The following is a 22,951-nucleotide window of genomic DNA, read 5'->3' as shown; positions in this document are numbered from 1 at the left end:
GATCCGTCTCTCATCAAAGAGTGAGAGCAGGAAATGACGGGCGCAAGCTATGCGGCGACAGGTACCCCCCGAGAGCCCGCCGTGGTCTGCGAGCCTTCCGCATGTCATGCGGCCTCAGATCCATTCCCGCCGCTGTCCTGACAATTCAGCGGTCGTCATCCCAGTGGCCGACCGCCGGTTTCGTGGACGCCGAAATCGCTGCAATCCTCGCTCCCAGCGCCTTGAAACCGAGGCGCTGCTTTATGCGCCGCTCGCTATCGGCAGGTCGCTGCGCCCGGCCCATTCGTGCCAGGACCCGACGAAGACGCGGACATCCGCGAAGCCCGCTTGCCGGAGCGCGTAGAGCGCGGTCGCTGCCCGCGCGCCGCGATGGCAATAGGTCACGATTGGCTGATCCTTGCGGAGGCCCGCCTTGAGGGCGAGCGCTGCAATCTCTGCCGGTGCGCGATAGGCGCCGCCCTCGACCAGGTTCTCCCAGAAGATATGGCGGCAGCCGGGAATGCGGCCGGCGCGTGCGCAGCAGGGATGAACGAAATCGCCGGTGAACTCGCTGCGCCGGCGTACATCGAGCAGCATCGTGGATTGGCCAGCTTCCTCGATCGAGGCGATCAGCTCGCGCCGGAACGGGCGGTGCGGTTCGGCCCCTTCTTCTGCCGGGGCGATGACCGCAGCCGGCCCCTTGCCCGGCTCGACTGCGAAGCCAGCCGCGCGCCAGGCTTTGATGCCGCCATCGAGGATCAGACCGCCTTCAAGGCCGAGAAACTCGTGGAACCAGAGCCCGCGCGGCGAGATCATGCCGGTATCCTCTTCGAAGAAGACGACGGTCTTGGCCGCGAACAGGTTCAAGCTCTCGAACGCCGCCTCGGTTGCCGCAGCGAGCGAGGCGATGCCGGCCTCGTCGCTTTGCGGGATGAAGTAGTCGTAGACGTTGAGATGGATGGCACTGAGCAGGCTCGCCTCGCGCCAGGCTTCGATGCCGCGCACATCGACGAGGACGAGCCCGGCTTCGCCCAGCCGCGCCCGGAGCGCTTCCGCGGAGATCGTCACAGCCATGGCCAGTCGCTCCTGTCCTGATACGTGGTTGGCGCTGAATTCGCAGCCCTCGCCGTGACGATGACGCGGGCGGCGAGCGCGATGTCGAAGATGTTGAGCCCAAAGCTCGAGAGATAGACGAGACTGCCTGGCGTCGGCGTAAAGCCGCCGGCGAGCACTGTCCCGAGATCGGCAGCGACGCCTCCTTCAGGGAAGCGGCCGGCGCGATGCATCTGGAACAGGCTCTTGGCGCTCTTCAGCCGGAACTCGCCCCAGAGATCGACCACGACATGGTCGGCCTTGTCGATCGCCTCGAAGGAAACCTCGTGATAGCCGACCTGGACGACCAGCCGGCCGGGTGCCAATGCGGCGGCGTCGAGGATAGGCTCCTTGGCGTTGGTGCAGGTCAGGACGGCGTCGCAGCGCGCAGCCTCCTCCGCGCTCTCCGCCACCTTCACAGGGAAGGGCCAATTCCGCGCCGCCAGCACCTCGGCCCTGGAACGCGTCCGGTTCCAGATCAAGACGCGCTCCAGCCCCGGATACAGCGCCGCCAGCATCTCCAGATGCGTGCGGGCATGGAAGCCGGCGCCGAGCACGGCGGCGCTGCGCAGCGGCACCGGCATCAAGCTCTCCAATGCCAGCGCCGAGACGGCGGCGGTGCGCATCGCGGTCAGCAGCGCGCTCTCGACGATGCCGAGCGGCAGGCCGCTCCGGCGATCATTGACGATGGTGGAGGAGGCGATCATCGGCTGCCCGTCGCCGAGCGCCGGCCGATGCGCCGTCCATTTCACGCCTGCGGCCTGAAAGCGGCCGCCGAGCGCGGCGGGCAGGGCATAGGCCCGGCCGGGCAGATCGGGCGAGCCTAGCGCAACCGAGGTCTCGGCCGGCATCTCGGCCTCGCCCGCGCGCAGCAGCGCGAAGGCGTCGCGGACATCGGCAAGCGCGAGGCCGAAATCCGCGCCGCCGGCCGCGATCACCGCGGCGCGATCGAGCACGCGCATGCCGACAAGACTCATGCTGGCAAGGCTTCCGGCGCCTCGGTCAGCACCTTGGCGAAGGGGTAGAGCGCCGGGCTGCCGCCGCAATGCACGAAGAGCACATCGCTGCCGGCCGGGATCTTGCCGCTGGCCGCCAGCGCGAGCACGCCGTCCATCGCCTTGCCGGTATAGACCGGGTCGAGCAGCACGCCGTCGCTCTGGGCGACGCGGTTGATCGTGGCGATGCCGCCCGGGCTCGGCACGCCATAGGCCGAGCCGACGAAGCCGTCCTCGATCCAGATATCGGCCGGCTTGAAGTTCTGAGGCCAGCCGAGCAGCGCGGCGCAATCATTGGCCATGCCGGCGATGCGTTCCTGGAACCAGGCGGCGTCGCGGCTGACGCTGATGCCGACGATCCTGGTCTTCGGCCAGTACCGGCGGATGCCGACATAGAGGCCCGCCAGCGTGCCGCCGGAGCCGGTGGGTGCGGCGACGATGTCGGGCGGCTGGCGCCCGGCTGCCTCGAGCTGGCGCGACATCTCCTCGACGGCGCGGACATAGCCGAGCGCGCCGAGCGGGTTCGCCCCACCGAGCGGGATGATGTAAGCCGCCTTGCCGGCGGCTTCCGCCGCTTGCGCATGGGCGGCCATGCGCGGATCGACCTGGGTGAAATAGGCTGTCGGCTCCAAGAATTCGAGCGTCGCACCGAGGAGGCGGTCGAGCAGGAGATTGCCCTGGTATTCGGTCGGCGGGTTGCCGCGCAGCACCAGCACGGCTTCCATGCCGAAGCGCCGCGCCGCGGCCGCGACCATGCGGGCATGGTTGGACTGGTGGCCACCGGTAGTGATCAGCACACCGGCCTTCTTGGCCAGCGCGTCGGCGAGCAGGAATTCGAGCTTGCGCACCTTGTTGCCGCCGCCGCCGAAGCCGGAATAGTCGTCGCGCTTCATCCTGAGCGTGATGCCGGCTTCAGTCGAGAGATTCGGCAAAGCGTCGATCGGCGTCGGGAAGAAGCCGAGTTCGACGCGCGGGAAATCGTCGGGTGTCATCGCGAGATACTCCGGATGGTGATGGTGTGGTTCATGATCGGCCCTTGGCCGCGATCGCTGGGAGCCAGAGCAGCAGCGACTGGATGAAGCGGTCGATGCCGGAAAGCTCGACGAATTCATCGGGGCCATGGGCATTGCCGCCATGGCCGAGCCCGCCGATGATGAAGGCGTCGCTGACCCCCGCGAAGGCATAGGCCGGCGCTGCGCCAATGGCCCAGGGCCAGGATTGCGGGTTTGCGCCGAGCGCCCGGTAGCTCCCCGCGAGTTCGGCGAAGCCGAGCGCGGCGGGATCGAACCAGCAGCCGGGATAGGCATCGTCGAGCGAAAGCAAGGCCGGTGCGCAATCCCGGGCGAGGCGGGCGATCTCGTCATCTGGATCGAGCCCGGCCGGCAGGCGCATGTCGAAGCGCGCGCTAGCGCCTGTCGGGATGACGCTGCGCCCGCCCAACGGAGACGACGAGACCTCCGCCAGATTGAGATGGGCCGCCGTCAGCACATGCTCCAGCAATTCGCGCGGCGTGCCGTCGCGGGAGAAGCGGCTGGCCGCGCGGAAGGCGAGCTCGGCCTGCGGGTCGAAGGTTGCGGCCAGCACGTCGAGCACGGGCGCGAGTGGGGCGGGGAGGGCGACAGCGCCGCGCGAGCCGCCATCGAGGCCGGCGAGCGCCTTGGCGAGCTCCCAGATCGGGTTGGCGATCCATGGCGAGTTCGAAGCGTGGCAAGGCTTCATCGGCCCGCCCCAGTCACCGCTTTCGACCGATATCCTGCCCTGAGCCAGGCCCTTGAAGCCGAAATAGATCCGCGGCGGCCCGCCGCCATACTCGCAGAAGGAGGGGAACAGCGCCGTCGAAGTCCGGCGCACCGGGGTGTCCTGAGCGGTCAGGTAACGCCTGAGCGCGCCGCTGCCGGTCTCTTCCTGGCCTTCGAGCAGGATCTCGATATTGGCATCGAGGGTGGAGGTCGCGATGAGATGGGCGAGCGCCACCAGCATTGCCGCCATCGGGCCCTTGTTGTTCTCCGCTCCGCGCCCGACATAGCGCGGGCCTTTGGGGCCTTCGATCACGCCGCCGATGAAGGGATCGACGCTCCAGCCCTCGAGCGTGGCCGGCATCACGTCATACATATTGTAGAGCAGGATGGTGACGGGCGCGCCGCGCTCGATCCGGGCATGGACGACCGGCGGATCGAGCTTCAGGCCGTCCGCGATGATGGTCGCACCGAGATCGTCGCGCAGATGGGCAATGAGGGTCTGCGCCATCACCTTCAATCCCGCCTCGTTGCCGGCGAAGGAGCGAATCGGCGTCCATTCCGCCAGCAGGTCGAGGGTGCGGCCGCGGAGGCGCGCGATCGTCTCCGGCCCGGTCACAGCCTGATCCTCGGATTCAGCAGCACATAGGCGATATCGACCAGGAGGTTCGCCAGCACGAACACGGTCGAGGCCAGCAGCACCACCGCCTGCACCAACGGGAAATCGCGGTTCTGGATCGCCTGCACCGCGAGCCGGCCGATGCCGGGCCAGGCGAAGATGATCTCGGTGACGAGCGCACCGCCGAGCAGGGCGGCGAAATACATCGCCTGCACCGTGAGCACCGGGATCAGCGCGTTGCGCAGCGCATGGCCGATGATGACGCGGCCCGGCGAAAGCCCCTTGGCGCGGGCCGTGCGGATATAGTCCTCGCCCATCACGTCGATCAGGCTTGCGCGCACGAGGCGCGTCACCGCGCTGGTGTAATAGGCGCCCAGCGTCAGCGCCGGCAGGATGAGATGGCGCGCCTCGCCATAGCCGCCGGTCGGCAGCAGCCGCCATTTCATCGCGAAGAACAGGATCAGCACCAGGCCGAGCCAGAACACCGGCACGGCCTGTCCGGCCAGCGCCACGGTGCGGACGAGGAAGTCGACGATGCCGCCGGGCTTGATCGCGGCCAGCACGCCGAAGACGAAGCCGAGCGCCGTGCTCCAGGCCAGCGCCGCCACTGCGAGCAGCGCGGTCGCCGGCAGCCGCTCGAGCACCAGCTCCAGCACCGGCCGCTGGAAGCGCAGCGAGATGCCGAAATCGCCGGTCAACGCCTTGCCGAGATAGCGCAGATATTGGACGAGGATCGGATCGTCGAAGCCCATCGCTTTGCGGAAGGTATCGATCTCGGCGCGGCTGGCATCGGGCGACATCATCAGCGCGGCCGGGTCTCCCGCCAGGAACAGGCAGAAGAACACGATTGCTGAGACGCCGAGCAGGACGACGGCCGATTGCAGCAGGCGGTTGCCGAGGAAGCGCAGCATGGCTCAGTCGACCCGCACTTGCGTCAGGCGGATGAGGCCGTCGCCGAGGAAGTTGAAGCCGATCACCAGCGCCGCGATGACGAGGCCGGGATAGATCACCAGCCAGTCCGCGACCAGGAGATAGGAGCGGCCTTCGCCGATCAGGTTGCCGAGCGTCGGCACAGGCGGCTGCACGCCCAGGCCGAGGAAACCGATCGAGGCTTCGAGCACGATCAGGCGGGGAAGATCGAGCGTCAGCAGCACGATCTGCGGGGTGATGATGTTGGGCAGGATATAGCGCAGCACGATGCGCAGACGCGAGGCGCCGAGCGCGCGCGCCGCCTCGACATAATCGAGCTCGCGCACCTCCAGCGTGCGGGCACGCGCCACGCGGGCGAAGATGGCCCAGCCGGTGACGCCGAGAACGATCACGACATTGGCGATGCTGGGGCCCAGCACCGCGATCACCAGCAGCACCAGCAGGATGAAGGGGATCGAGAGCTGGATGTCGACGAGCCGCATGATGACGATGTCGGTCCAGCCGCCGGCATAGCCCGCCAGCAGCCCGAGGCCGGTGCCGATCAGCGCCGAGATCAGCCCCGCGATCACGACGATGCCGAGGGAAAGCTGGGTTCCGGCCATGATCCGCACGAGCAGGTCGCGGCCGAGCTGGTCGGTGCCGAGCGGGTGCCATTGCCCGGAGACGATGGTTCCGGGCGGCTTGAAGGTCGCAGTCAGCACGCCCTTGATCGGGTCGAGCGCCCAGAGCTGCGGGCCGAGCACGGCCAGCAGCAGGACGGCGATCAGGAGTATTGCGCCGACCCAGCCATCGATGCCGGCGAAAGAGCGTCTTAGCTCCGGTGTCACGGAGCGAATTTCAGGTCGAACAAGGGCAGGCGAGCATCGGGGCGCCCCTTGAAGACGAGGTCCTTGCGCGCCGCATAGAGCGAGTCTTCCTGGTAGAGCGTCAGTAGCGGCACATCCTCGACCATCTTGTCCTGGATCTCCAGCAGCACGGCCTTGCGCTTATCGGCGTCGACGATCTTGCGGCTCTGGTCGAGCAGCGTGTCGAGTGCCGGCATCGAGACGGTCGAATAAGGCTCGCCCGTGCGCAGGATGGCGAAGAGCGCGGCGTCGGCATCGAGCGTCTGGGTCGAGCCCCAGGCCAGCATGTAGATCGGCGCCTGTTTGCCGGCCGGAACCTGCTGCGCATAGACCGACCATTCCGGCACTTCGAGCTCGGCCTTGACGCCGATGGCGGCGAATTGCTGCGCGATCGCCTGGCCGACCTCGGCCGAGGAGATGTAGCGGCGCGGCACCTGCATCTTGATCGAGAAGCCGTCGGGATAGCCGGCTTCCGCCAGCAGCGCCTTGGCCTTGGCCGGATCGAAGGCTGGCGGCTCGATCGCCTTGTAGCCGAAATCGGCCGGGCTGGTCTGGCTGCCGGTAGCGGTGCCCAGCCCCTTGAGGATTTCCGCGACGATGGTCTTGCGGTCGATCGCCAGCGAGAGCGCACGCCGGACCTTGACGTCGGAGAGGGGCTTCTCGCTGGATTTCAGCCCGAGATAGATCGTCAATCCGCCATCGCGGACCTGCTCGAGGTTGAGCTCGGGGCTTGCCTTGACGAGGCTGACGAGCTCGGCCGGGACGCCTTCGATCAACTGCACCTCGCCGGAGACCAGCGCCGCGATGCGGGCTGTCGCCTCGGGGATCGGCCTCCAGACGACACGCCCGATCGTCGGTTTGCCGCGCCAGTAATCGGGGTTGGCGACCATCACGACGCGGTCGTCCTGGACGAATTCGGCGACCTTGTAGGGCCCGGTACCGACCGGCTTGCGGGCGAAGACGTCCTTGCCGACCTCGGCGATGTATTTCGGCGGCACGATATAGGCGGGGTAGCGGCTCATCCGCGTCGGCAGCAGCGGGTCGGGGCCGTTGGTGCGCACGCGCACGGTCAGCGAATCCACCACGTCGACGCCGACCACGGAACGGACATAGGAAATCGTCGGCGACTTGGCGTCGGGGTCGATCACGCGGTCGAAGGTGAACTTGACGGCGGTAGCGTCGAAGGCCTCGCCATTGTGGAATTTCACGCCGGGCCGGAGCTTGAACTCCCAGGTGGTGTCGTCGATCGCGGCCCAGGACAGGGCAAGGCCCGGGATCAGCTTCATCTCTTTGTCGCGCAGGATCAGCGTGTCGAAGACATTGTCGACCAGCGTGCCCGCCTCGCGCAGGAAGCCGGGGTCGAGCGTCGCGGCCGAGGCCGCGCGCCCGATCACGAGCTCGTTGGGGGCAGCAAGGACGGGCGACGCGGCGGCGGCCGCCAGCAGGCCCAAGCCCAGCATTCCAGAGCCCAGCACTCCAGATAGGATCCGTCGCATGGCAATCCCCTTTTTTATGGCGGCCTTGCCGGCCGCGCCAGAATTCCGTCGCGCTGCAGAATATATTCTGTAACATTACCCGCAAGAGATATTGCGTCTGAATTTGCGGCAGGCGGGAGAACGTTTGATGGGCAGATCAGCCGTGTTTTGGCAGGCCGTGACGATGGCTCCGCGCCGCGCCACCGGGCGTTGCAACCAGCCATTGCCAATCACGAAGCGCCGCGACATCTTCCGCGCTTCCGCCGACGGAGCCGCTTCGTGAGCCTTGACCAATTGCCGATCGCGCCCAAGGGCGGCCTGACCGGGCATGTCGAAAGAACGCTCAAGCAGGCGCTGATGGAAGGCAGCCTGAAGCCCGGCGAAAGGCTGGTCGCGCGCGATCTCGCCGCCAGGCTCGGCACCAGCCCTACCCCGGTCCGCGAGGCGCTGCTGAAGCTCGTCGCCAGCGGCGCGCTGGAGATGGCGCCGGCGCAGTCCTTCACCGTGCCGGCGCTCTCGCTCGAGGGCTATCGCGAGATCATCGACATCCGCATGGTGGTCGAGAGCCTCGCGGTCGAGAGGGCGACGCCATTGCTGACCGAGCAGGATCTTGTCGTCCTGCGCGCGATCAACGAGCGCTTCAAGGATGCCCGGGCGCGCAACGCCGCACGCGAGGCTCTGCATGAGAACAAGGAATTCCGCTTGATGCTCTATGAGCGCGCGGCGATGCCGGCGCTCTATGCGGTGATCGAGTCGCTCTGGCTCAAGATCGGGCCGAGCCTGAACTATCTCTTCCCGGTCGATTCCACCCGGCTGGGCGAGCCGCACAACCATGATTTGCTGCTGGAGGCGCTGGCCCGGCGCGACACCGAGAAGGCGGTCAGGCTGATCCGCAAGGCAATCGAGGACGGCGCGGCGGTGATCGGCGAACATTTCGCCGAGGATGAAGCGGCGCGCTCACAGGCTGCTTCCGGCCGGACGCGGACGGGCTGAGCCGCCCTCGCACCCGTGACTTCTATACCGCCTGCCTGACGAAATGGCCGGGCGCGACCTCGACCAACGCCTGCGCCGGAGCGCGCCAGTCGAGCGTGCGGATCGGACTCGGAATCTCGTCGATCGCGAGTTCGCGGCGCAGGGATCGCCGCGCCGGATCGGGCACCGGCACGGCCGAGAGCAGCTTGCGCGTATAGGGATGGCGCGGGTTGGCGAAGACGGCCTCGCGCGTGCCGAGTTCGACGATCTCGCCAAGATACATCACCGCGACGCGATGGCTTACCCGTTCGACCACCGCCATGTCATGCGAGATGAAGAGATAGGCGAGGCCGAATTCGGCCTGCAGGTCGAGCATCAGGTTGAGCACCTGCGCCTTGACGGAGACGTCGAGCGCCGAGACCGCCTCATCCGCCACGACCAGCTTGGGCGAGAGCGCGAGCGCACGTGCGATGGCGAGGCGCTGGCGCTGCCCGCCCGAGAATTCATGCGGGAAGCGCGAGCCCATGGCGGGCGAGAGGCCAACGCGGCGCATCAATTCCGCCACGCGCTCCCTGGCCTCCGCGCCCCTGGCGAGACCATGAACGACGATCGGCTCGGCGATGGCCGCGCCCACGCTCTTGCGCGGGTTCAGGCTGGCGAAGGGATCCTGGAAGATCATCTGCATGTCTCGGCGGACATTGAGCAGGTCGCCCTTGCCGAAACCGGTCACATCGCGACCCTCAAAACGCACCGTGCCGGCGGTGGGCTCGATCAAGCGCAGGATCGAGCGCCCGGTCGTCGACTTGCCGCAGCCGGATTCGCCGACAAGCGCCAGCGTCTCGCCGCGCTGCAGCGTGAAGGAGACGTTCTCGACCGCATGGACCCGGCCGCGCAGGCGCCCAAGCAGGCCGCCACGAATGCCGAAGCGTGTCGTCAGGCCGGAGACCTCCAGTAGCGGCGCCTCTTCGGCCTTGACCGTGTCGGCTGCCTCGACCGGCTTGCCGCGGACCTCGCCATTATCGGGGTCGATATGGGGGAAGCGCAGCGGCCTGCCATGCCCCTCCATGTCGCCGAGCCTGGGCACGGCGGCGAGCAGCGCCTTGGTATAGCCGTGCACCGGCGCGTTGAAGACCTGGGGAGCCGGCGCATCCTCGAGCTTGCGCCCCTTCCACATCACCACGACGCGGTCGGCGATCTCGGCGACGACGCCCATGTCATGGGTGATGAAGAGGACCGACATGCCCTCCTCGTCCTGCAGCGTCTTGATCAGTTCGAGGATCTGCGCCTGGATCGTGACGTCGAGCGCGGTCGTCGGCTCGTCGGCGATCAGGAGCTTTGGCTTGCAGGCGAGCGCGGTCGCAATCATCACGCGCTGACGCATGCCGCCGGAGAGCTGGTGCGGGTAATTGCCGAAGCGGGCCTTCGCGGACGGGATGCGCACCTTCTCCAGCATGCGCAGCGCCTCGGCCTCGGCTGCCGCCTTGTCGAGCCCACGATGATAGCGCAGCGCCTCGCAGATCTGGTAGCCGACGGTCAGCACGGGATTCAGGCTGGTCATCGGCTCCTGGAAGATCATCGCGACATCGTTGCCGCGGACCTTGCGCATCTCCTCTTCCGAAAGCGCCAGCAGATCGCGGCCTTCGAGCGCGATCTTGCCTTCGATGCGACCATTTGCGGCCGAGACCAGTCGCATGATCGAGAGCGCGGTGACGGATTTGCCCGAGCCGGATTCACCGACGATCGCGACGGTTTCGCCCGGCGCGACGTCGAAGCTCAGATCTTCGATCGCCCAGCGCCATTGCCCGCCGACGCGGAAGGCCGTCTGCAGATTTTGGACGGAGAGGACAGGCCGGCTCATCGTTCGCCCTTCAGCTTGGGGTCGATGGCGTCGCGCAGACCGTCGCCGAGGATGTTGAGGGCGAAGACGATGATCAGGATGGCCAGACTCGGCGCCAGCACGAGCCAGTAGCTGTCGAGGATGTTCTCGAAACCCTCGCGGATCATGCCGCCCCAGGTCGCGGTCGGCGGCTTGACGCCGAGCCCGATGAAGGCGAGCGAGGCCTCGGTGCGGATCGCGTTGGCGAGCCAGAGCGAGCCCATCACCAGGATTTCCGGGAAGATGTTGGGCAGGATATGGCCTGCCATGATCCGGGCGTCGGAGAAGGCAAGCGCTCGTCCGGCCTCGATATAGTCGCGCTCCTTCACCGAAATCGTCGGCGCGCGTGCGATGCGGGCGAAGGAGGGGATCGAGGTCAGCGCGATCGCGATGGTGATGTTCTCCATCGAGGGACCGAGCATGGCGACCAGGATCAGGCCGAGGATGAGCGAGGGGAAGGCGAGCAGGATGTCCATCGCCTGCATCACGACGACATCGAATTTGCCGCCATACCAGCCAGCCAGGATGCCGATCAGCGACCCCAGCACCAGAGCGATCACGGTCGAGGCGACGCCGATGACGAGCGAGATCCGCGCGCCGTAAAGCAGGCGGGAGAGGATGTCGCGGCCGAAATAATCGGTGCCGAGATAGTAGTCGTCATGCGGCGGCTGCAGCCGCGACAGGATGTTCTGCTCCAGCGGGTCATGCGGGGCGATGATGGGCGCGAGCACTGCGGCCAGGATCACCGCGACGACGATGACGAGGCCGACCCAGGAGGTCTTGTTGGCGTTGAAGGCACTGAGCGTGGCGGCGAGCCAGCGCAGCCGCGGCGGGGCGGCCTGACCGGCATCATGGACCGAGGCGCTCATGACAACTTCACCCTCATGACAGCTTCACTCTCGGATCGACGAAGGCATAGGTCAGGTCGGTGGCGATGTTCACCAACACGACGATCAGCGTGTAGATCACCATCATGCCCTGCAGCATGGTGTAGTCGCGCTGGTTCAGCGCGCCGACGATGAGCTTGCCCAGGCCCGGCCGGTTGAAGACGATCTCGGTCAGCACCGAATTGCCGATCAGGATGCCGAGATACAGGCCGACGACGGTGATGACGGGGATCAATGCGTTGCGCAGCGCATGCCGCCAGACGACGACACGCCAGGGCACGCCCTTGGCCCGCGCGCTGCGCACATAATCCTCCTGCATCACCTCGAGCATCGCCGAGCGTGCCACGCGGGTGATGTAGGCCGCCATGATCAGTCCGAGATTGAGCGCCGGCAGCGCCATCGACTGGAACCAGGCGGAGGCCGAGCCGGAGCGGGCGCTGATCACCGGGAACCAGCGCAGCATGATCGCAAACAGGATCAGCAGGATGATGGCCGAGACGAAGGGCGGGAAGGACAAGCCGAGCAGCGAGGCGATGCGCGTCACATAATCGGGCATGCGGTTGCGGTTGATCGCGGCCCAGACACCGAGCGGCACGCCGATGGCGACACCGATCAGCATCGAGACCACGGTCAGCTCCAGCGTCCAGGGCAGGACGGAGAGGATCTCCTGGATCACCGGCCGGCCGGTGACGAGCGAGACGCCCCAGTCACCCCGGATCGCACCGGTGAGGAAGGTCCAGTATTGCTCGATGAGCGGTGCGTCGAGACCGAGCCGTGTCCGCATCGCCGCGATCGCGGTGGCGTCGGCCTGGTCTCCGAGGATGACCTGCGCCGGGTCGCCCGGCACGATCCGCACCACGACGAAGACGAGGGAAAGCACGGCCCAGAGCGTGACGACCGCAAAGCCGAGCCGTTTGACGAGAAAGGCGCCCATGATGCCGCCATGTTGGAGGAGGGGCCCGCAGCGGCTACCCGCTGCGTCGAAGCCAATTCCAGTACCCGCGTCATCCCGGGCGGAGCCCTCGGGTCCGATCTTCGATCGGCCCAAGGATAAACTCCGCGGAGACCCGGGATCCATGCCGGAACGGCTCAGGCATGGATCCCGGATCGGCGCCGCTACGCGGCTTGTCCGGGATGACGGCGGTGGTTCATCTCACTTCGTGAAGCGCGTCGTCTCGAGCACCGGCGGGCCGAGGTTGAGCGAGGCCTTGAGGTCGTAGCCGAGGTCGAGGCTGTCCTTATAGGCCCAGAGCTGCATCATCTCGTTGACCGGAATCGCGCAGACTTCCTTGATGATCTTCTCCTGCGCCGTCTTCCAGAGCGCGAGCTGCTTGGCCTTGTCGGTTTCCGAGCGGGCCGCATCGATCTCGGCATCGGCGACATTGCAATGCGAGAAGTTCGTTACCGCCGTCGGCGTCTTCACGATCGCGCGCGAATGGAAGAACTGCGAGAGATAGACATCCGCGATGGGGAAGCGCGCCGCCTGGAAATGCACCACCTGCGACAGGTCCTGCCGGATCTGCTGGTGGAAGGTCGCGTGCTCCACCGGCTGGATCTCCAGCGTGATGCCGGCCCGCTTCAACAGCGCCTGCGTCGCCTCGGTAAAGCTCAGCATCGAGGGCAGCGTCGTGTTGATCGCCTTGACCGTGACGCCGTTGGGGAAGCCGGCCTCGGCCAGCAGCGCCTTCGACTTGGCGAGATCGAACGGGTAGAGCGGCGCCTTCTCGTCGGTGCCGAGATAGCCCGACGGCACGACCGAGACGGCTGGCCGGGAGATGTTCTTGCCGCGGAACTGCCAGATCGCGTTGCGGTCGATCGCATAGGCGATGGCTTGGCGGACCTTGAGGTTGTCGAGCGGCGGCTGGCTCATATTGAGATGCAGCATCGACATCTCGGCCGGGCCCATGGCGACGACCTTGACGCCGGGCAGCGCGTTCATGCGGTCGACCCAGGCCTGTTCCTGCCGGCCTAGCATCATGTCGAGCTCGCCGGACTGGAAGGCGAGATCGCGCGAGGAATCGGACGGGATGAAGCGGTAGAGGATCTCGGTCAGCTTCGGTTTGCCGCGGAAATAGTTCGGGTTGGCGACGAGCTTGGCGTATTGCTGCGGCACGTACTCCTGGAACATGAACGGGCCGGTGCCGACAGGCTTCTTGGCGAAGCCTTCCTTGCCCAGCTCCTCGGCGGCTTTCTTACAGACCATGTTGCCGCCATGGTAATTCATGACGATGCCGAGCAGGCTCGGAATGGCCTGCTTCAGCGTGATCTTGACCGTGTATTTGTCGGGCGCCTCGACCTTGTCGAAGGCGGCGTAGTCGGAGGAGAAGGCCGAGGTTTCCTTGTTGGCGGCGCGTGCCAGCGAATAGACCGCGTCCTCCGAGGTGAATTCGCCATAGCCGAGATGACACTGCACGCCCTGGCGCAGCTTGAAGGTCCATTCCTTGCCATCGGTCGAAGAGGTCCAGCTTTCGGCCAGATCAGGTTCCATGAATTCCGGCGAAAGCTCGCCCGGCTTGATCCGGACCAGGCCGTTGAACATCCATTGCAGCATCGCCTTGCCGGGCGTGCCGGAGTTCAGATGCGGATCGAGCACGCCAGCATCGGTGCTTTGCATGCCGACGGTCAGCACGGTCTTCTGAGCCAGTGCGGGCGAGCCCAACAGGGCCCCCGCGAGCGCGGCGGCGATCACCAGTCCGGTTTTTTTCATCGTTATTCCCCTGCTTTTCTTGGGTATTCGATTTTCTTGGATATTCGATGCGTCCGGCGGTTTCGCCGATCCCTGTCCGCAATCTTCGGGCCAAACCCGTCTAAAGCGTATCCTCCAGCCGGCAATTCACCAGCAACTCTGCGACTGATGCATTGTTAGGCAGAGCGAGGACAGTAGCAACCAATTGCGCGAGATCGCCCGGTTGCGTCATGTCCTGGCGGTTCATCGCATTGCTCGCGGCCGTCATGTCGGTGGGTACGAAGGAGGGGCAGAGCGCGGTTGCCCGCACGCCCTTGTCCCAGGAGATCCGGCGCGCCGCATGGGTCAGCGCCACCATCGCATGCTTGGTCATGTTGTAGGCGACGGCATCGTTGCGCACGCGCTTGCCCGACATCGAGGCGATGTTGATGATGCGCCCGGCCCCGCTCGCTTCCAGATGCGGCAGCGCGCAATGGATCAGGCTGAGCGGCCCCTTGCAGTTCACGGCCCAGATCGCGTCGAGCACGGCCTCGTCGGGCGCGCGCAAGGTAATAGTGCTGTGCATGCCGGCATTGTTGACGAGCCCGTCGATCCGGCCGAAGCGCGCAACCGCCGCATCCGTCCAGGCCCGATGCGTCGCCCAATCCTGCGCGTCATAGCGCGCGATATGGATGCGGGTTTCATCCCAATCGACGCTCATCGCCTTGAGCGAAGCGAGATCGCGCCCGCCCAGGCTCAAGGCATAGCCTTGCTCATACAGCGCCTGCGCGACGGCGCGGCCGATGCCACGATTGGCGCCGGAGATCAGGATCACGCGTTCGGTGGGGGCAAGCATCGGACAGTCCTCTAGCCGTGCAAGGTCAGCACGGAATCCGGGGCGGTGGAGCCGGCGAAGCGGCCCAGCCTGAAGGGGCTGAGATCGAAACGCGGCTGCCGCATCAACGCAAGATCGGCAAGGATCTCGCCGGTGATCGGGCCGATGCCGAAACCATGCCCGGAGAAGCCCGCTGCGACGACCAGCCCGTCGATCCCGGTATGGGCGTCGATCGCTGGGAGCGCGTCGGGCGTGAGATCGATCAGCCCGCCCCAGATCCGCGAGACGCCGGCATCCGCCATAACTGGTAGAACCTGCGTCACCCGATCGATCAGGGTGGCGATATCGGCTGCGCGCGGCGCAAGATTGTCAGGGCTCCAGGAGCCGGGCTCATGCGGCCAGTCGCCGATGCCGGTGGTGACGCGCAGGCGCCCGTCGATCTCCTGCCGGCCGGCGGCATCGGCATTGGCGACGCCGAAAACCTGCTCGAACAGGGGCGGTAGCGGCGCGCTCTGCAGCACGCAGACCAGCCTGATCCGCAGGGGCAGGTCGAGCCCGAGCGGCCGCAACAGTTCGGGCGCATGGATGCCTGTCGCCAGGATGACGCGTCCAGCGGAGACGATCTCGCCAGCATTCGTCTCGACGCCGGTGATCGTATCGCCGGAGCGGATCAGCGCCCGCACGCCGACGCCGTCACGGATCACCGCGCCATGGCGCGCGGCAGCGGCGGCAAAGGCCTGCACCGCCGGAATCGGGTCGGCATGGCCGTCGCCCGGGCAGAAGGAGGCGGCGAGGACCGATGGCGCAATTGCCGGCGCGATCGCCCGGATCGCGGCATTGTCCGGCAGATAGTCGATCTCGAGCCCAAGCCCGCGTTGCTGGACGACAAGCTCGCGGATCACCTCGACTTCCGCTTCCGTCCGCGCCAGGCGCAGATTGCCGCGCCGGCGATAGCCGGTCGCGGCCCCAAGCTCTTCATCGAGCCCGCTCCAGCGTGTGACCGCAGCCTTCGCCAGCGGTAGTTCGGCGGGGTCGCGACCCGACTGCCTGACCCCGCCAAGCGTCCAGCCCGAGGCCATCGCCGCAAGGTTGCGCGCCTCGAACAGCGTCACGGAATGGCCGGCGCGAGCGATCTCATAGGCCGCCGCCGCGCCGCTGATCCCGCCTCCGACGATGACGACGTCAGGCATCGGGCCGAACCTCAGGAGAGGTCGACGCTGATGCGCTTTTCGGCCTCGTCGGGCTTGCGGCGCTTATAGGCGGTGACCTCGAACTCGACCTTGAGCTCGGGCTGGCCGAGCGGCGTGCAGGTCGTGGTGTTGGCGGGGTCGATGCCCCTGAACTTGCGCCCGACGACCTCGTTGACCTCTTCCATATCGGCGATGTCGGGCACGAAGACCTTGATCGCGACGACATCCTTCAATGAGGCGTCCACCGCGGCGAGCGCGCCTTCGATATTGCTGAAGGCCTGCTCGGCCTGGCCCTTGGCATCGCTGGCGATGGCGCGGGTCTTGTAGTTGCGGCCGGCGGTGTTGGAGACGAAGATCATGTCGCCGGCGACGACGACCCGCGAGTAGCTGTTCAAATCCTCATATTTGCTGCCGGATTTGACTTTGATGATCTCGCTCACGGGAGGCCTCCTTCAGGCATGGTGCGCCGGGCTCGACGGGTTTCGTCATGCGGCCGGCGATCGATTGGCCGGCTCGGGAGGAGCGGCTTGGTGTATACCATTCAAGCCTTTGACTGCTGTCAAGACGATCAAGCGCGAGGCCAGGCGGCGCCGAGTCGTGTTCGGTTGGACCATTTTCGCCTGTGGCGGCTCGTGTTTGGTGGTCCGTGAAGCCGAACCGCTCGAAAACAGCTTTCTCCGCGGCGTGGTTGGCTCAGCCGATTATTTCGTGATGGCATCCATGACGGAGAAGAATAGGCTGCCTGCGGTTTTCGGCTCCGGTCGATCGCCGTGATGCAATGGCACGCCCGATGCACGGCGCGCTGCGCCAGTCGAGGGCCGCAATTGACAGTTTGGTATACACCAATCCATGCTGGCTTCAGGCTGATAAAAAAAGGGGATTTCCGATGACGATGATTTCGCGCCGTGCCCTCCTTGCCGCCGGGGCGAGCCTGCCGCTGGTTCGAGGTTCCGCCTTTGCGCAAGCTTCGGGGAAAGTGCTGCGCTTCGGCCTGTCGAGCTTCCCGCCGAGCATGCAGCCCTGGGTCCATACCGGCACTGCCGCATTGACGGTCAAGCTCTTGATCTTCCGCGGCCTGACCGGCTTCGACGAGAATGGCGAGGCCAGGCCCGAGCTCGCGGAATCCTGGACGCAGGACGGACCGACCGGCTGGCTCTTCAAATTGCGCGAGGCCACCTTCCACAACGGCAAGCCGGTCACGGCCGAGGATGTGAAGTGGACGCTGGAGCAGGTCGCGGCGCCAACCTCGACAGCCTTCCTCAAAGCCGAGTTCGGCGGCGTCGAGCGCATCGAGACCCCCGATCAGCGCACCGTGCGCATCGTCATGAAGGAGCCCACCGCCACGCTGCCGATCTGGCTGGCGAGCCCGCATATGCCGATCATCGCCAAGGACTCGATCGAGGGCCGGGCCGGTCTGGGCGTCGGCGCCGGACCGTTCACGCTCAAGGATCAGGAACGCGGCGTCTCGATCGAGGTCGCCAAGTTCGACAAATACTACAAGCCGGGCCTGCCCAAGCTCGCCGGCGTCAAGCTGACGGCCTACGCCGATGAGAACCTGCGGGTCGCGGCGCTGCAGGCCGGCGATATCGACCTGATCGAATATGTGCCCTGGCAGCATATGGGCGTGATCGAGAAGGATCCGCGCCTGACCCTGGTTGCCGCCGACGGCCCCTTCATGGGCATCAACTTCAATGGCGGCAGCGGGCCGTTCAAGGATGTCCGCTTGCGCCAGGCGGTTGCCCATGCCGTACGCCGTGAGGAGATCGTGCAGGCGGCCTTCTTCGGTCGAGGCAGCAAGCTGGAAAGCATCCCGATATCGCCCGGGAGCCCCTATTTCGACAAGGCGCTCTCGGAGTTCTGGAATTACGATCCCGAGAAGGCGAAGAAGCTGCTGGCCGAAGCGGGGGTGCCCAAGGGCTTCTCCTGTACGCTGCTCTCGACAGCGCAATACGGGATGCACAAATCTACCGCCGAGGTGGTGCAGGCTCATCTCGGCGAGATCGGCATCGAGGTGAAGCTCAACCTGCCCGACTGGGCAGGGCGCGTCGATGCTGCCGGCAAGGGCCGCTATGAGTTCATGATCCAGGGCACAACCGCCGACAATAACGACCCCGACGGCCTCGCGCCGCTGATCGACGGCGAACTGCCGGCCAATATGGCCCGTAGCTGGCAGATGCCGACGCCCGAAATCCACGCCCTCTTCGTCAAGGGCCGCTCGGAATTCGATCCCGCCAAGCGCAAGGCGATCTATGCCGAACTGACCAAGGTCGCCCTCCAACAGGCGCCCCTCGTCGGTCTTGCCTGGCGCTCGCAGGGCTATGGCATGGTCAAGGGCGTGACCGGCTTCAAGAGCTATCCGGGCAGCACGAACTTCTTCTCGGCCTATTCGATGGAAGAGACGTCGTTCTCCTGAGGCTGCGGCGTTCGGGCCGCTACGCCAACCTCGTCATGGTCGGGCTCGTCCCGACCATCCACGCCTTTGCTGGTCGCCGGCCGTGGTCAAGACGTCGATGCTCGCCACAAGGGCGAGCATGACGTGGGAGGTCACCCCGCCCGCGTCGTCCGCTCCAGCCGCGCGAAACGCTCCAGCCGGAACGGCTTGGCGTCGATCATCGAGGTTTTGCCCGCGACGAGATCGGCGATCAGCCGGCCCGCTCCCGGGCCGATGCCGAAGCCATGGCCGGAGAAGCCGCTGGCGATGAAGAAGCCGGGCAGGCGCGGCACTTCGCCGATCACCGGCACGGCGTCGGGCGTCGCATCGACGAAGCCGCCCCAGGCCTGAGCGACCTTCATGTCCTTGAAAGCTGGGAAGGCGGCGACGAGATTGGCCTGCGCTTCGCTCAGGATCGAGTCGTAAGGCGCCGGATCGAGCACGCGGGTTTTCTCGAAGGGTGTCGTCTCGTCGAGCGACCAGCGCCGCACCGTCTTCGCCTCCTCCAGGAAGCGCTGGCCAAGCCGGAGCTTCAATTCATCCCGCTGCTTGACGAGGGATGGCAGGAAATCGGCCATCAGGCGGAAACTGTCTGGCACGATCTCGGCCACGCTCGCGCCGCGATGGGCGATGGTGTAGCCGCCGTCCTGACGCTTGCGGAAGGCAAAGTCCGAGCCGCCGACGGCATGGGTAGGCGGGCCGTCCAGGGGCTCGGTGCGCAGGACCGAGCCCAGCACCTTGAGCTGCGGGAAGTCGATGCCGAGATTGCCGAGGAAGAGCCGTGACCAGGCGCCGCCGGCGAGCACGACGCGCTGGCAGGCGATCGTGCCGCGCTCCGTCACCACGGCGCTGACCCGGCCGGCCTTGGTCTCGATGCCGCGTACGGCGCATTGCGTCAGCACCTGCCCGCCGAGCCGCCGTAGCGCCCGCGCCATGGCCGGCACGGCCTTTTGTGGTTCGGCGCGCGCATCGCTCGGCGTGAACAGGGCGCCTGCGAAAGCGCGCTTGCAGCCGGGCAGCACGCTTTCGATCTCACGCGAGCTCAGCAGGCGTGAATCGAGCTGGTACTGCTTGGCGTGGTCGAGCCAGGCCTCGTGCTCGGCAAGCTTCGCCGGGGTGTCGGCGACATAGACGATGCCCGAGCGGGTGAAGCCGGTATCGCCGCCGACCAGCTTGTCCATCTCCGACCAGAGCCGCATGCTCTCCAGCCCAAGCGGGATTTCGCTGGCGTCGCGGCCCATGATCCGGACCCAGCCCCAGTTGCGCCCGGACTGCTCGTGGCCGACCTCGCCCTTCTCGCAGACGGTGACGGAAACGCCCTCCTTGGCCAGGAAGATCGCCGTCATGATGCCGATGATGCCGCCGCCGATGACGACGACATCACTGCTCCCAGGCAATGTGGCGTCGGGATCGATCGTCTCGATGGTAATGCCCATCAGAGGCTCGCCCCGATGGAAGGAGGCGAGCCGGCTTCTCGGCGGGGGCGGGGCATCAGCGGCGGCATTGGTCAGTCCTGCGGGGTCGGCGTCGAATTGCGGAAGACGACGTGGTGGGGGTGGTTCACCGATTTCATGTATTCGATCGGCGTGCCGCCGCCGTCGCGCGCCACCAGCCTCAGCACCAGGGTGGGCGAGCCGGGCTTGAGCGAGAGCAGGCGGGCTTCCATGTCGGTCGCGGTGCCGACGCCGATCTCGCGATCGCGGGCGCTGGCCTCGACGCCGTAGCGGGCTTTCAGCAGCGCGTAGAGCGATTGCCCGGCGACGAGATCCTCCGCGACCAGACCGGCGAAGCGCTCCGCCGGCAGATAGCTCGTCTCGATGCAGAACGGCTCGTCATTCACCGTGCGCAGCCGACGGAACATGATGAGGTCGGCGCCCGCAGCGAGATCGAGCCGGCGCGCGATGCTCTCGGTTGCCGCCTCCTCGCCGAAATGCAGCAGCTTGTTGCCGGGGCTGCCGCCGGAGTTGCGGATGATCCGGGTGATGCCGAGCGAGGAGCTCAATTCGATCGGGCGCGTGACCTGGACCAGGGGGACGCGCGTGCCGCTGGTGCCGTTGCGCTCCAGCACATTGCGCTCGACCAGCTTGTCGATCGCCTTGCGCACGGTCATGCGGTTGATGCGCAGCGTGTCCGCCAGGACGCGCTCCGACGGAATCCGGTCTCCCGGGCCGTAATCGGGCCCGTTGATGAGGTCGAGCAGGTAGTCCTGCACCTCGACATAGATCGGCTTGGCCCGCTTCACGGGTTCGCGCATGGCTGGCGTCTCTCGGATTCCCGTCGTCGCAGTTGAACTGGGATAGAGCATCGGCCCGAAAAGTGGAATCCGGTTTTCGGAAGAAGCCGATGCAAAATCAAAGAGCTACAGCATCGGACCGAATACGATATTCGGTCCGATGCTGTAGCGCCCGGTTCCCGTCACTGGAAGCCGAAAAACGCGCCAGACCAACCCAGGTGACGACATATCCGTGCTGATTGGACTATGCTTGACAGCAATTGGTATAGCTGATTGGTATATACCAATTCTCGCCTGTCAGGAAGTGGCTTGCTCTCATGTCCATCGCTTACGACCGCATCCGCGTGCTGGATGGCCTCGCGCAGACGCAGGCTGCCGTGCCCGAGGCTTTCGCGCTCGGCCGCAAGCTCGCGGCGGGTATCGACCGGATTTATCTCGTTGCCGCGGGCTCGGCCAACCGTGCCATGCTCGGCATCGCATACTGGCTCGAGCATTATTCGCCCGGCATCGAGGTGCGCCGCTACTTCCCGGCCGAATTCATGGCGATCGACCCGCCCCGGCTCGACGGCCGCACATTGGTGCTGCTCGCCTCGAAATCGGGCACGACGCCGGAGACGGTCGCCGCCGCGCGGTTCCTGAAGGACAAGCCCTGCCAGGTCGTGGCCTTCAGCCAATATGCCGACAAGCCGCTGGCCCAGGCCGTGCCGCAGCATTTCATCGTCGGCGACACCAGCGAATCCTTCATCGCCATGTTCATGCTGATGCAGGCTCTGGTCGGTGGCATCATGACGGAGAAGGAAGGCTGGCCGCTTGGCGACAAGCTGCTCGCCTCGCTCGATGCCTTGCCGGGCGCGATTGCCGATGCGGCCGAGCAGAACGAGGAGCGCGCCGCGACGGACGCGGCGCTCTATGCCAAGGACCGGAATTTCTATCACGTCGCCTCGGGGCCGGGCTTCACCACGGCCTATGTCTTCGGCGTCTGCATCCTGATGGAGATGCTCTGGCTGCACAGCTACCCGATCGAGGCGGCCGAGTTCTTCCATGGTCCTTTCGAGATCGTCGACCGCTCGACGCCGCTGATCCTGATCACCGGCGAGGATCCGAGCCGCCCGCTGATGGAGCGCGTCTCGAGCTTCTGCGACACCTATGCCGAGCGCGTGATGAAATATGATTCCCGCGATTTCGCGATGAAAGGCATCGCGCCTGAAATCCGCCCGATCGTGGCGCCCTATATCCTGCAATCGGCGCTGAAGCGCTTGTCGGTGCATCTCTCGGTGCTGCACAACCAGCCGCTGACGACCCGCCGCTATATGTGGAAGGTGGCTTACTGAGCGGAGCGCGGCGATGGCCCACAGGCTGCTCGGCCTAGGCGACAATACGGTCGACACCTATGTCGATCGAGGCTTGCAGTTTCCCGGCGGCAACGCCGTCAATGTCGCCGTGCTCGCCCGCAGGCTCGGCGCGCAGGCTGGCTATCTCGGCTGCATCGGCACGGACGAGGCCGGCATGCTGTTGGTAGACGCCTTGCGGCAGGAGGGCGTCGACACCGGCCATTGCCGTATTCTGCCCGGCGGCAATGCGCGCGCCTTCATCGGCCATGATGGCAATGATCGCCGCTTCCTGCGTTCCGAGCGCGGCGTGCGCGGGCAGTGGGGCGGCTTCAGCGCCGCCGACCTAGCCTATGTCGCGGGCTTCGATCTCGTCCATTCCAGCGTCTACAGCGAGCTGGAGGCCGAGCTTGGAACGATACGCAGCGCTGTCCGCCTGCTGTCCTATGATTTCTCCGAGCGCTGGACCGACGCCAATCTGGCGGCGACGCTGCCGGCGCTCGATATCGCCTTCCTGTCCTTTCCCAATGGCTCGGATGCGGAGTGCCGCGCATTGCTGGAGCGCTGCACCGGTCAGGGCGCGCGGATCGCGGTCGTGACCCGGGGCGCACGCGGCTCGATGGCCTTGTCTGACGGCGCTTTCCACGCGCACGGTATCAGCGAGGCGCGCATCGTCGATACGTTGGGCGCTGGAGACGGCTTCATCGCCGCCTTCATTCTGCGCCTGCTGCATGGCGCGGGTCTGGATGAGGCGCTTGCCGCCGGCGCCGATCACGCCGCTATGGTCTGCGGATATCAAGGCGGCTTCGGCCACGGCGCGGCATGGTCGACGCCGCCCGGCATGACATCGAACTGAAGGCGGG

The 22,951-nt window shown here is 66.3% G+C and carries 20 protein-coding genes; 4 read left to right on the top strand and 16 right to left on the bottom strand.

What is annotated here, in order from left to right:
- Nucleotides 1-240: 240 nt before the first annotated feature.
- From RMR04_RS28565 to RMR04_RS28535, 7 genes are read right to left on the bottom strand one after another with little or no spacing between them, the layout of a single operon-like run.
- A complete protein-coding gene (locus RMR04_RS28565; RefSeq protein WP_311911894.1) occupies nt 241-1,053 on the bottom strand; it encodes a sulfurtransferase in 813 nt (270 codons plus the stop codon).
- The gene (locus RMR04_RS28560; RefSeq protein ID WP_311911893.1) at nt 1,044-2,048 is read right to left on the bottom strand and encodes a hypothetical protein; all 1,005 of its coding nucleotides are present in this window, start codon (nt 2,046-2,048) and stop codon (nt 1,044-1,046) included. Before RMR04_RS28560 ends, RMR04_RS28565 begins: the two co-directional genes overlap by 10 nt.
- The gene (locus tag RMR04_RS28555) at nt 2,045-3,058 is read right to left on the bottom strand and encodes a 1-aminocyclopropane-1-carboxylate deaminase/D-cysteine desulfhydrase (RefSeq protein ID WP_311911892.1); all 1,014 of its coding nucleotides are present in this window, start codon (nt 3,056-3,058) and stop codon (nt 2,045-2,047) included. Before RMR04_RS28555 ends, RMR04_RS28560 begins: the two co-directional genes overlap by 4 nt.
- Nucleotides 3,059-3,089: 31 nt before the next feature.
- Nucleotides 3,090-4,421 (bottom strand): M20 family metallopeptidase, encoded by a 1,332-nt coding sequence (locus RMR04_RS28550; protein ID WP_311911891.1) that lies wholly within the window; start codon nt 4,419-4,421, stop codon nt 3,090-3,092.
- The gene (locus RMR04_RS28545) at nt 4,418-5,332 is read right to left on the bottom strand and encodes an ABC transporter permease (RefSeq protein WP_311911890.1); all 915 of its coding nucleotides are present in this window, start codon (nt 5,330-5,332) and stop codon (nt 4,418-4,420) included. The genes RMR04_RS28550 and RMR04_RS28545 overlap by 4 nt, the downstream gene beginning before the upstream one ends.
- A 3-nt stretch (nt 5,333-5,335) precedes the next feature.
- On the bottom strand, nt 5,336-6,178 hold the full coding sequence (locus RMR04_RS28540; RefSeq protein WP_310159033.1) for an ABC transporter permease: 843 nt from the start codon (nt 6,176-6,178) through the stop codon (nt 5,336-5,338).
- Nucleotides 6,175-7,671, bottom strand: a complete 1,497-nt coding sequence (locus RMR04_RS28535) for an ABC transporter substrate-binding protein (protein ID WP_311911889.1) — start codon at nt 7,669-7,671, stop codon at nt 6,175-6,177. Before RMR04_RS28535 ends, RMR04_RS28540 begins: the two co-directional genes overlap by 4 nt.
- A 279-nt stretch (nt 7,672-7,950) precedes the next feature.
- Between RMR04_RS28535 and RMR04_RS28530 the strand changes: the two genes are divergently transcribed.
- Entirely contained in the window at nt 7,951-8,664 is a 714-nt protein-coding gene (locus tag RMR04_RS28530; RefSeq protein ID WP_311911888.1) for an FCD domain-containing protein, read from the top strand.
- A 22-nt stretch (nt 8,665-8,686) separates the two neighbouring features.
- Here RMR04_RS28530 and RMR04_RS28525 read toward each other — a convergent pair whose 3' ends face one another.
- The 7 genes from RMR04_RS28525 to RMR04_RS28495 all read right to left on the bottom strand — a co-directional run bounded on the left by RMR04_RS28525 (nt 8,687) and on the right by RMR04_RS28495 (nt 16,536).
- Entirely contained in the window at nt 8,687-10,501 is a 1,815-nt protein-coding gene (locus RMR04_RS28525; RefSeq protein ID WP_311911887.1) for an ABC transporter ATP-binding protein, read from the bottom strand.
- Nucleotides 10,498-11,388: an ABC transporter permease gene (locus RMR04_RS28520; RefSeq protein WP_311911886.1), complete on the bottom strand. Its 891-nt coding sequence runs from the start codon at nt 11,386-11,388 to the stop codon at nt 10,498-10,500. Before RMR04_RS28520 ends, RMR04_RS28525 begins: the two co-directional genes overlap by 4 nt.
- 13 nt (nt 11,389-11,401) lie before the next feature.
- On the bottom strand, nt 11,402-12,340 hold the full coding sequence (locus tag RMR04_RS28515; protein ID WP_311911885.1) for an ABC transporter permease: 939 nt from the start codon (nt 12,338-12,340) through the stop codon (nt 11,402-11,404).
- Between the two features lie 219 nt (nt 12,341-12,559).
- Nucleotides 12,560-14,113, bottom strand: a complete 1,554-nt coding sequence (locus tag RMR04_RS28510; RefSeq protein WP_311911884.1) for an ABC transporter substrate-binding protein — start codon at nt 14,111-14,113, stop codon at nt 12,560-12,562.
- 100 nt (nt 14,114-14,213) lie between these two features.
- Nucleotides 14,214-14,927: an SDR family NAD(P)-dependent oxidoreductase gene (locus RMR04_RS28505; protein ID WP_311911883.1), complete on the bottom strand. Its 714-nt coding sequence runs from the start codon at nt 14,925-14,927 to the stop codon at nt 14,214-14,216.
- Nucleotides 14,928-14,938: 11 nt separating this feature from the next.
- On the bottom strand, nt 14,939-16,096 hold the full coding sequence (locus RMR04_RS28500; protein WP_311911882.1) for an NAD(P)/FAD-dependent oxidoreductase: 1,158 nt from the start codon (nt 16,094-16,096) through the stop codon (nt 14,939-14,941).
- Nucleotides 16,097-16,107: 11 nt separating this feature from the next.
- The gene (locus RMR04_RS28495; RefSeq protein ID WP_103721110.1) at nt 16,108-16,536 is read right to left on the bottom strand and encodes a RidA family protein; all 429 of its coding nucleotides are present in this window, start codon (nt 16,534-16,536) and stop codon (nt 16,108-16,110) included.
- A 446-nt stretch (nt 16,537-16,982) separates the two neighbouring features.
- Between RMR04_RS28495 and RMR04_RS28490 the strand changes: the two genes are divergently transcribed.
- Nucleotides 16,983-18,509 carry an ABC transporter substrate-binding protein gene (locus tag RMR04_RS28490; RefSeq protein WP_311911880.1) on the top strand — a complete coding sequence of 509 codons (1,527 nt, stop codon included), beginning with the start codon at nt 16,983-16,985 and terminating at the stop codon, nt 18,507-18,509.
- Nucleotides 18,510-18,640: 131 nt separating this feature from the next.
- Here RMR04_RS28490 and RMR04_RS28485 read toward each other — a convergent pair whose 3' ends face one another.
- Together RMR04_RS28485 and RMR04_RS28480 are read right to left on the bottom strand one after the other, a co-directional pair.
- On the bottom strand, nt 18,641-19,966 hold the full coding sequence (locus tag RMR04_RS28485; RefSeq protein ID WP_410492300.1) for an NAD(P)/FAD-dependent oxidoreductase: 1,326 nt from the start codon (nt 19,964-19,966) through the stop codon (nt 18,641-18,643).
- A 68-nt stretch (nt 19,967-20,034) separates the two neighbouring features.
- Nucleotides 20,035-20,781: a GntR family transcriptional regulator gene (locus tag RMR04_RS28480; protein WP_311911878.1), complete on the bottom strand. Its 747-nt coding sequence runs from the start codon at nt 20,779-20,781 to the stop codon at nt 20,035-20,037.
- A gap of 296 nt (nt 20,782-21,077) precedes the next feature.
- On the opposite strand from RMR04_RS28480, the gene RMR04_RS28475 reads away from it, so the two are divergent.
- Together RMR04_RS28475 and RMR04_RS28470 are read left to right on the top strand one after the other, a co-directional pair.
- Nucleotides 21,078-22,091 carry an SIS domain-containing protein gene (locus RMR04_RS28475; RefSeq protein WP_311911877.1) on the top strand — a complete coding sequence of 338 codons (1,014 nt, stop codon included), beginning with the start codon at nt 21,078-21,080 and terminating at the stop codon, nt 22,089-22,091.
- A 13-nt stretch (nt 22,092-22,104) separates the two neighbouring features.
- Nucleotides 22,105-22,944: a PfkB family carbohydrate kinase gene (locus tag RMR04_RS28470; protein ID WP_311911876.1), complete on the top strand. Its 840-nt coding sequence runs from the start codon at nt 22,105-22,107 to the stop codon at nt 22,942-22,944.
- Nucleotides 22,945-22,951: the final 7 nt, after the last annotated feature.

The sequence above is a fragment of the Bosea sp. 685 genome, from assembly GCF_031884435.1.
Classification (GTDB): domain Bacteria; phylum Pseudomonadota; class Alphaproteobacteria; order Rhizobiales; family Beijerinckiaceae; genus Allobosea.
The sequence above is the reverse complement of the archived record's forward strand: the minus strand, read 5'-3'. Positions and strand labels throughout refer to the sequence as shown.

Coding starts and splice junctions, on each gene's coding strand:
- RMR04_RS28525 (WP_311911887.1), bottom strand. CDS start 10,501: ATGAGCCGGCCTGTCCTCTCCGTCCAAAATCTGCAGACGGCCTTCCGC.
- RMR04_RS28565 (WP_311911894.1), bottom strand. CDS start 1,053: ATGGCTGTGACGATCTCCGCGGAAGCGCTCCGGGCGCGGCTGGGCGAA.
- RMR04_RS28480 (WP_311911878.1), bottom strand. CDS start 20,781: ATGCGCGAACCCGTGAAGCGGGCCAAGCCGATCTATGTCGAGGTGCAG.
- RMR04_RS28500 (WP_311911882.1), bottom strand. CDS start 16,096: ATGCCTGACGTCGTCATCGTCGGAGGCGGGATCAGCGGCGCGGCGGCG.
- RMR04_RS28490 (WP_311911880.1), top strand. CDS start 16,983: ATGACGATGATTTCGCGCCGTGCCCTCCTTGCCGCCGGGGCGAGCCTG.
- RMR04_RS28505 (WP_311911883.1), bottom strand. CDS start 14,927: ATGCTTGCCCCCACCGAACGCGTGATCCTGATCTCCGGCGCCAATCGT.
- RMR04_RS28475 (WP_311911877.1), top strand. CDS start 21,078: ATGTCCATCGCTTACGACCGCATCCGCGTGCTGGATGGCCTCGCGCAG.
- RMR04_RS28545 (WP_311911890.1), bottom strand. CDS start 5,332: ATGCTGCGCTTCCTCGGCAACCGCCTGCTGCAATCGGCCGTCGTCCTG.
- RMR04_RS28515 (WP_311911885.1), bottom strand. CDS start 12,340: ATGGGCGCCTTTCTCGTCAAACGGCTCGGCTTTGCGGTCGTCACGCTC.
- RMR04_RS28555 (WP_311911892.1), bottom strand. CDS start 3,058: ATGACACCCGACGATTTCCCGCGCGTCGAACTCGGCTTCTTCCCGACG.
- RMR04_RS28560 (WP_311911893.1), bottom strand. CDS start 2,048: ATGAGTCTTGTCGGCATGCGCGTGCTCGATCGCGCCGCGGTGATCGCG.
- RMR04_RS28470 (WP_311911876.1), top strand. CDS start 22,105: ATGGCCCACAGGCTGCTCGGCCTAGGCGACAATACGGTCGACACCTAT.
- RMR04_RS28520 (WP_311911886.1), bottom strand. CDS start 11,388: ATGAGCGCCTCGGTCCATGATGCCGGTCAGGCCGCCCCGCCGCGGCTG.
- RMR04_RS28510 (WP_311911884.1), bottom strand. CDS start 14,113: ATGAAAAAAACCGGACTGGTGATCGCCGCCGCGCTCGCGGGGGCCCTG.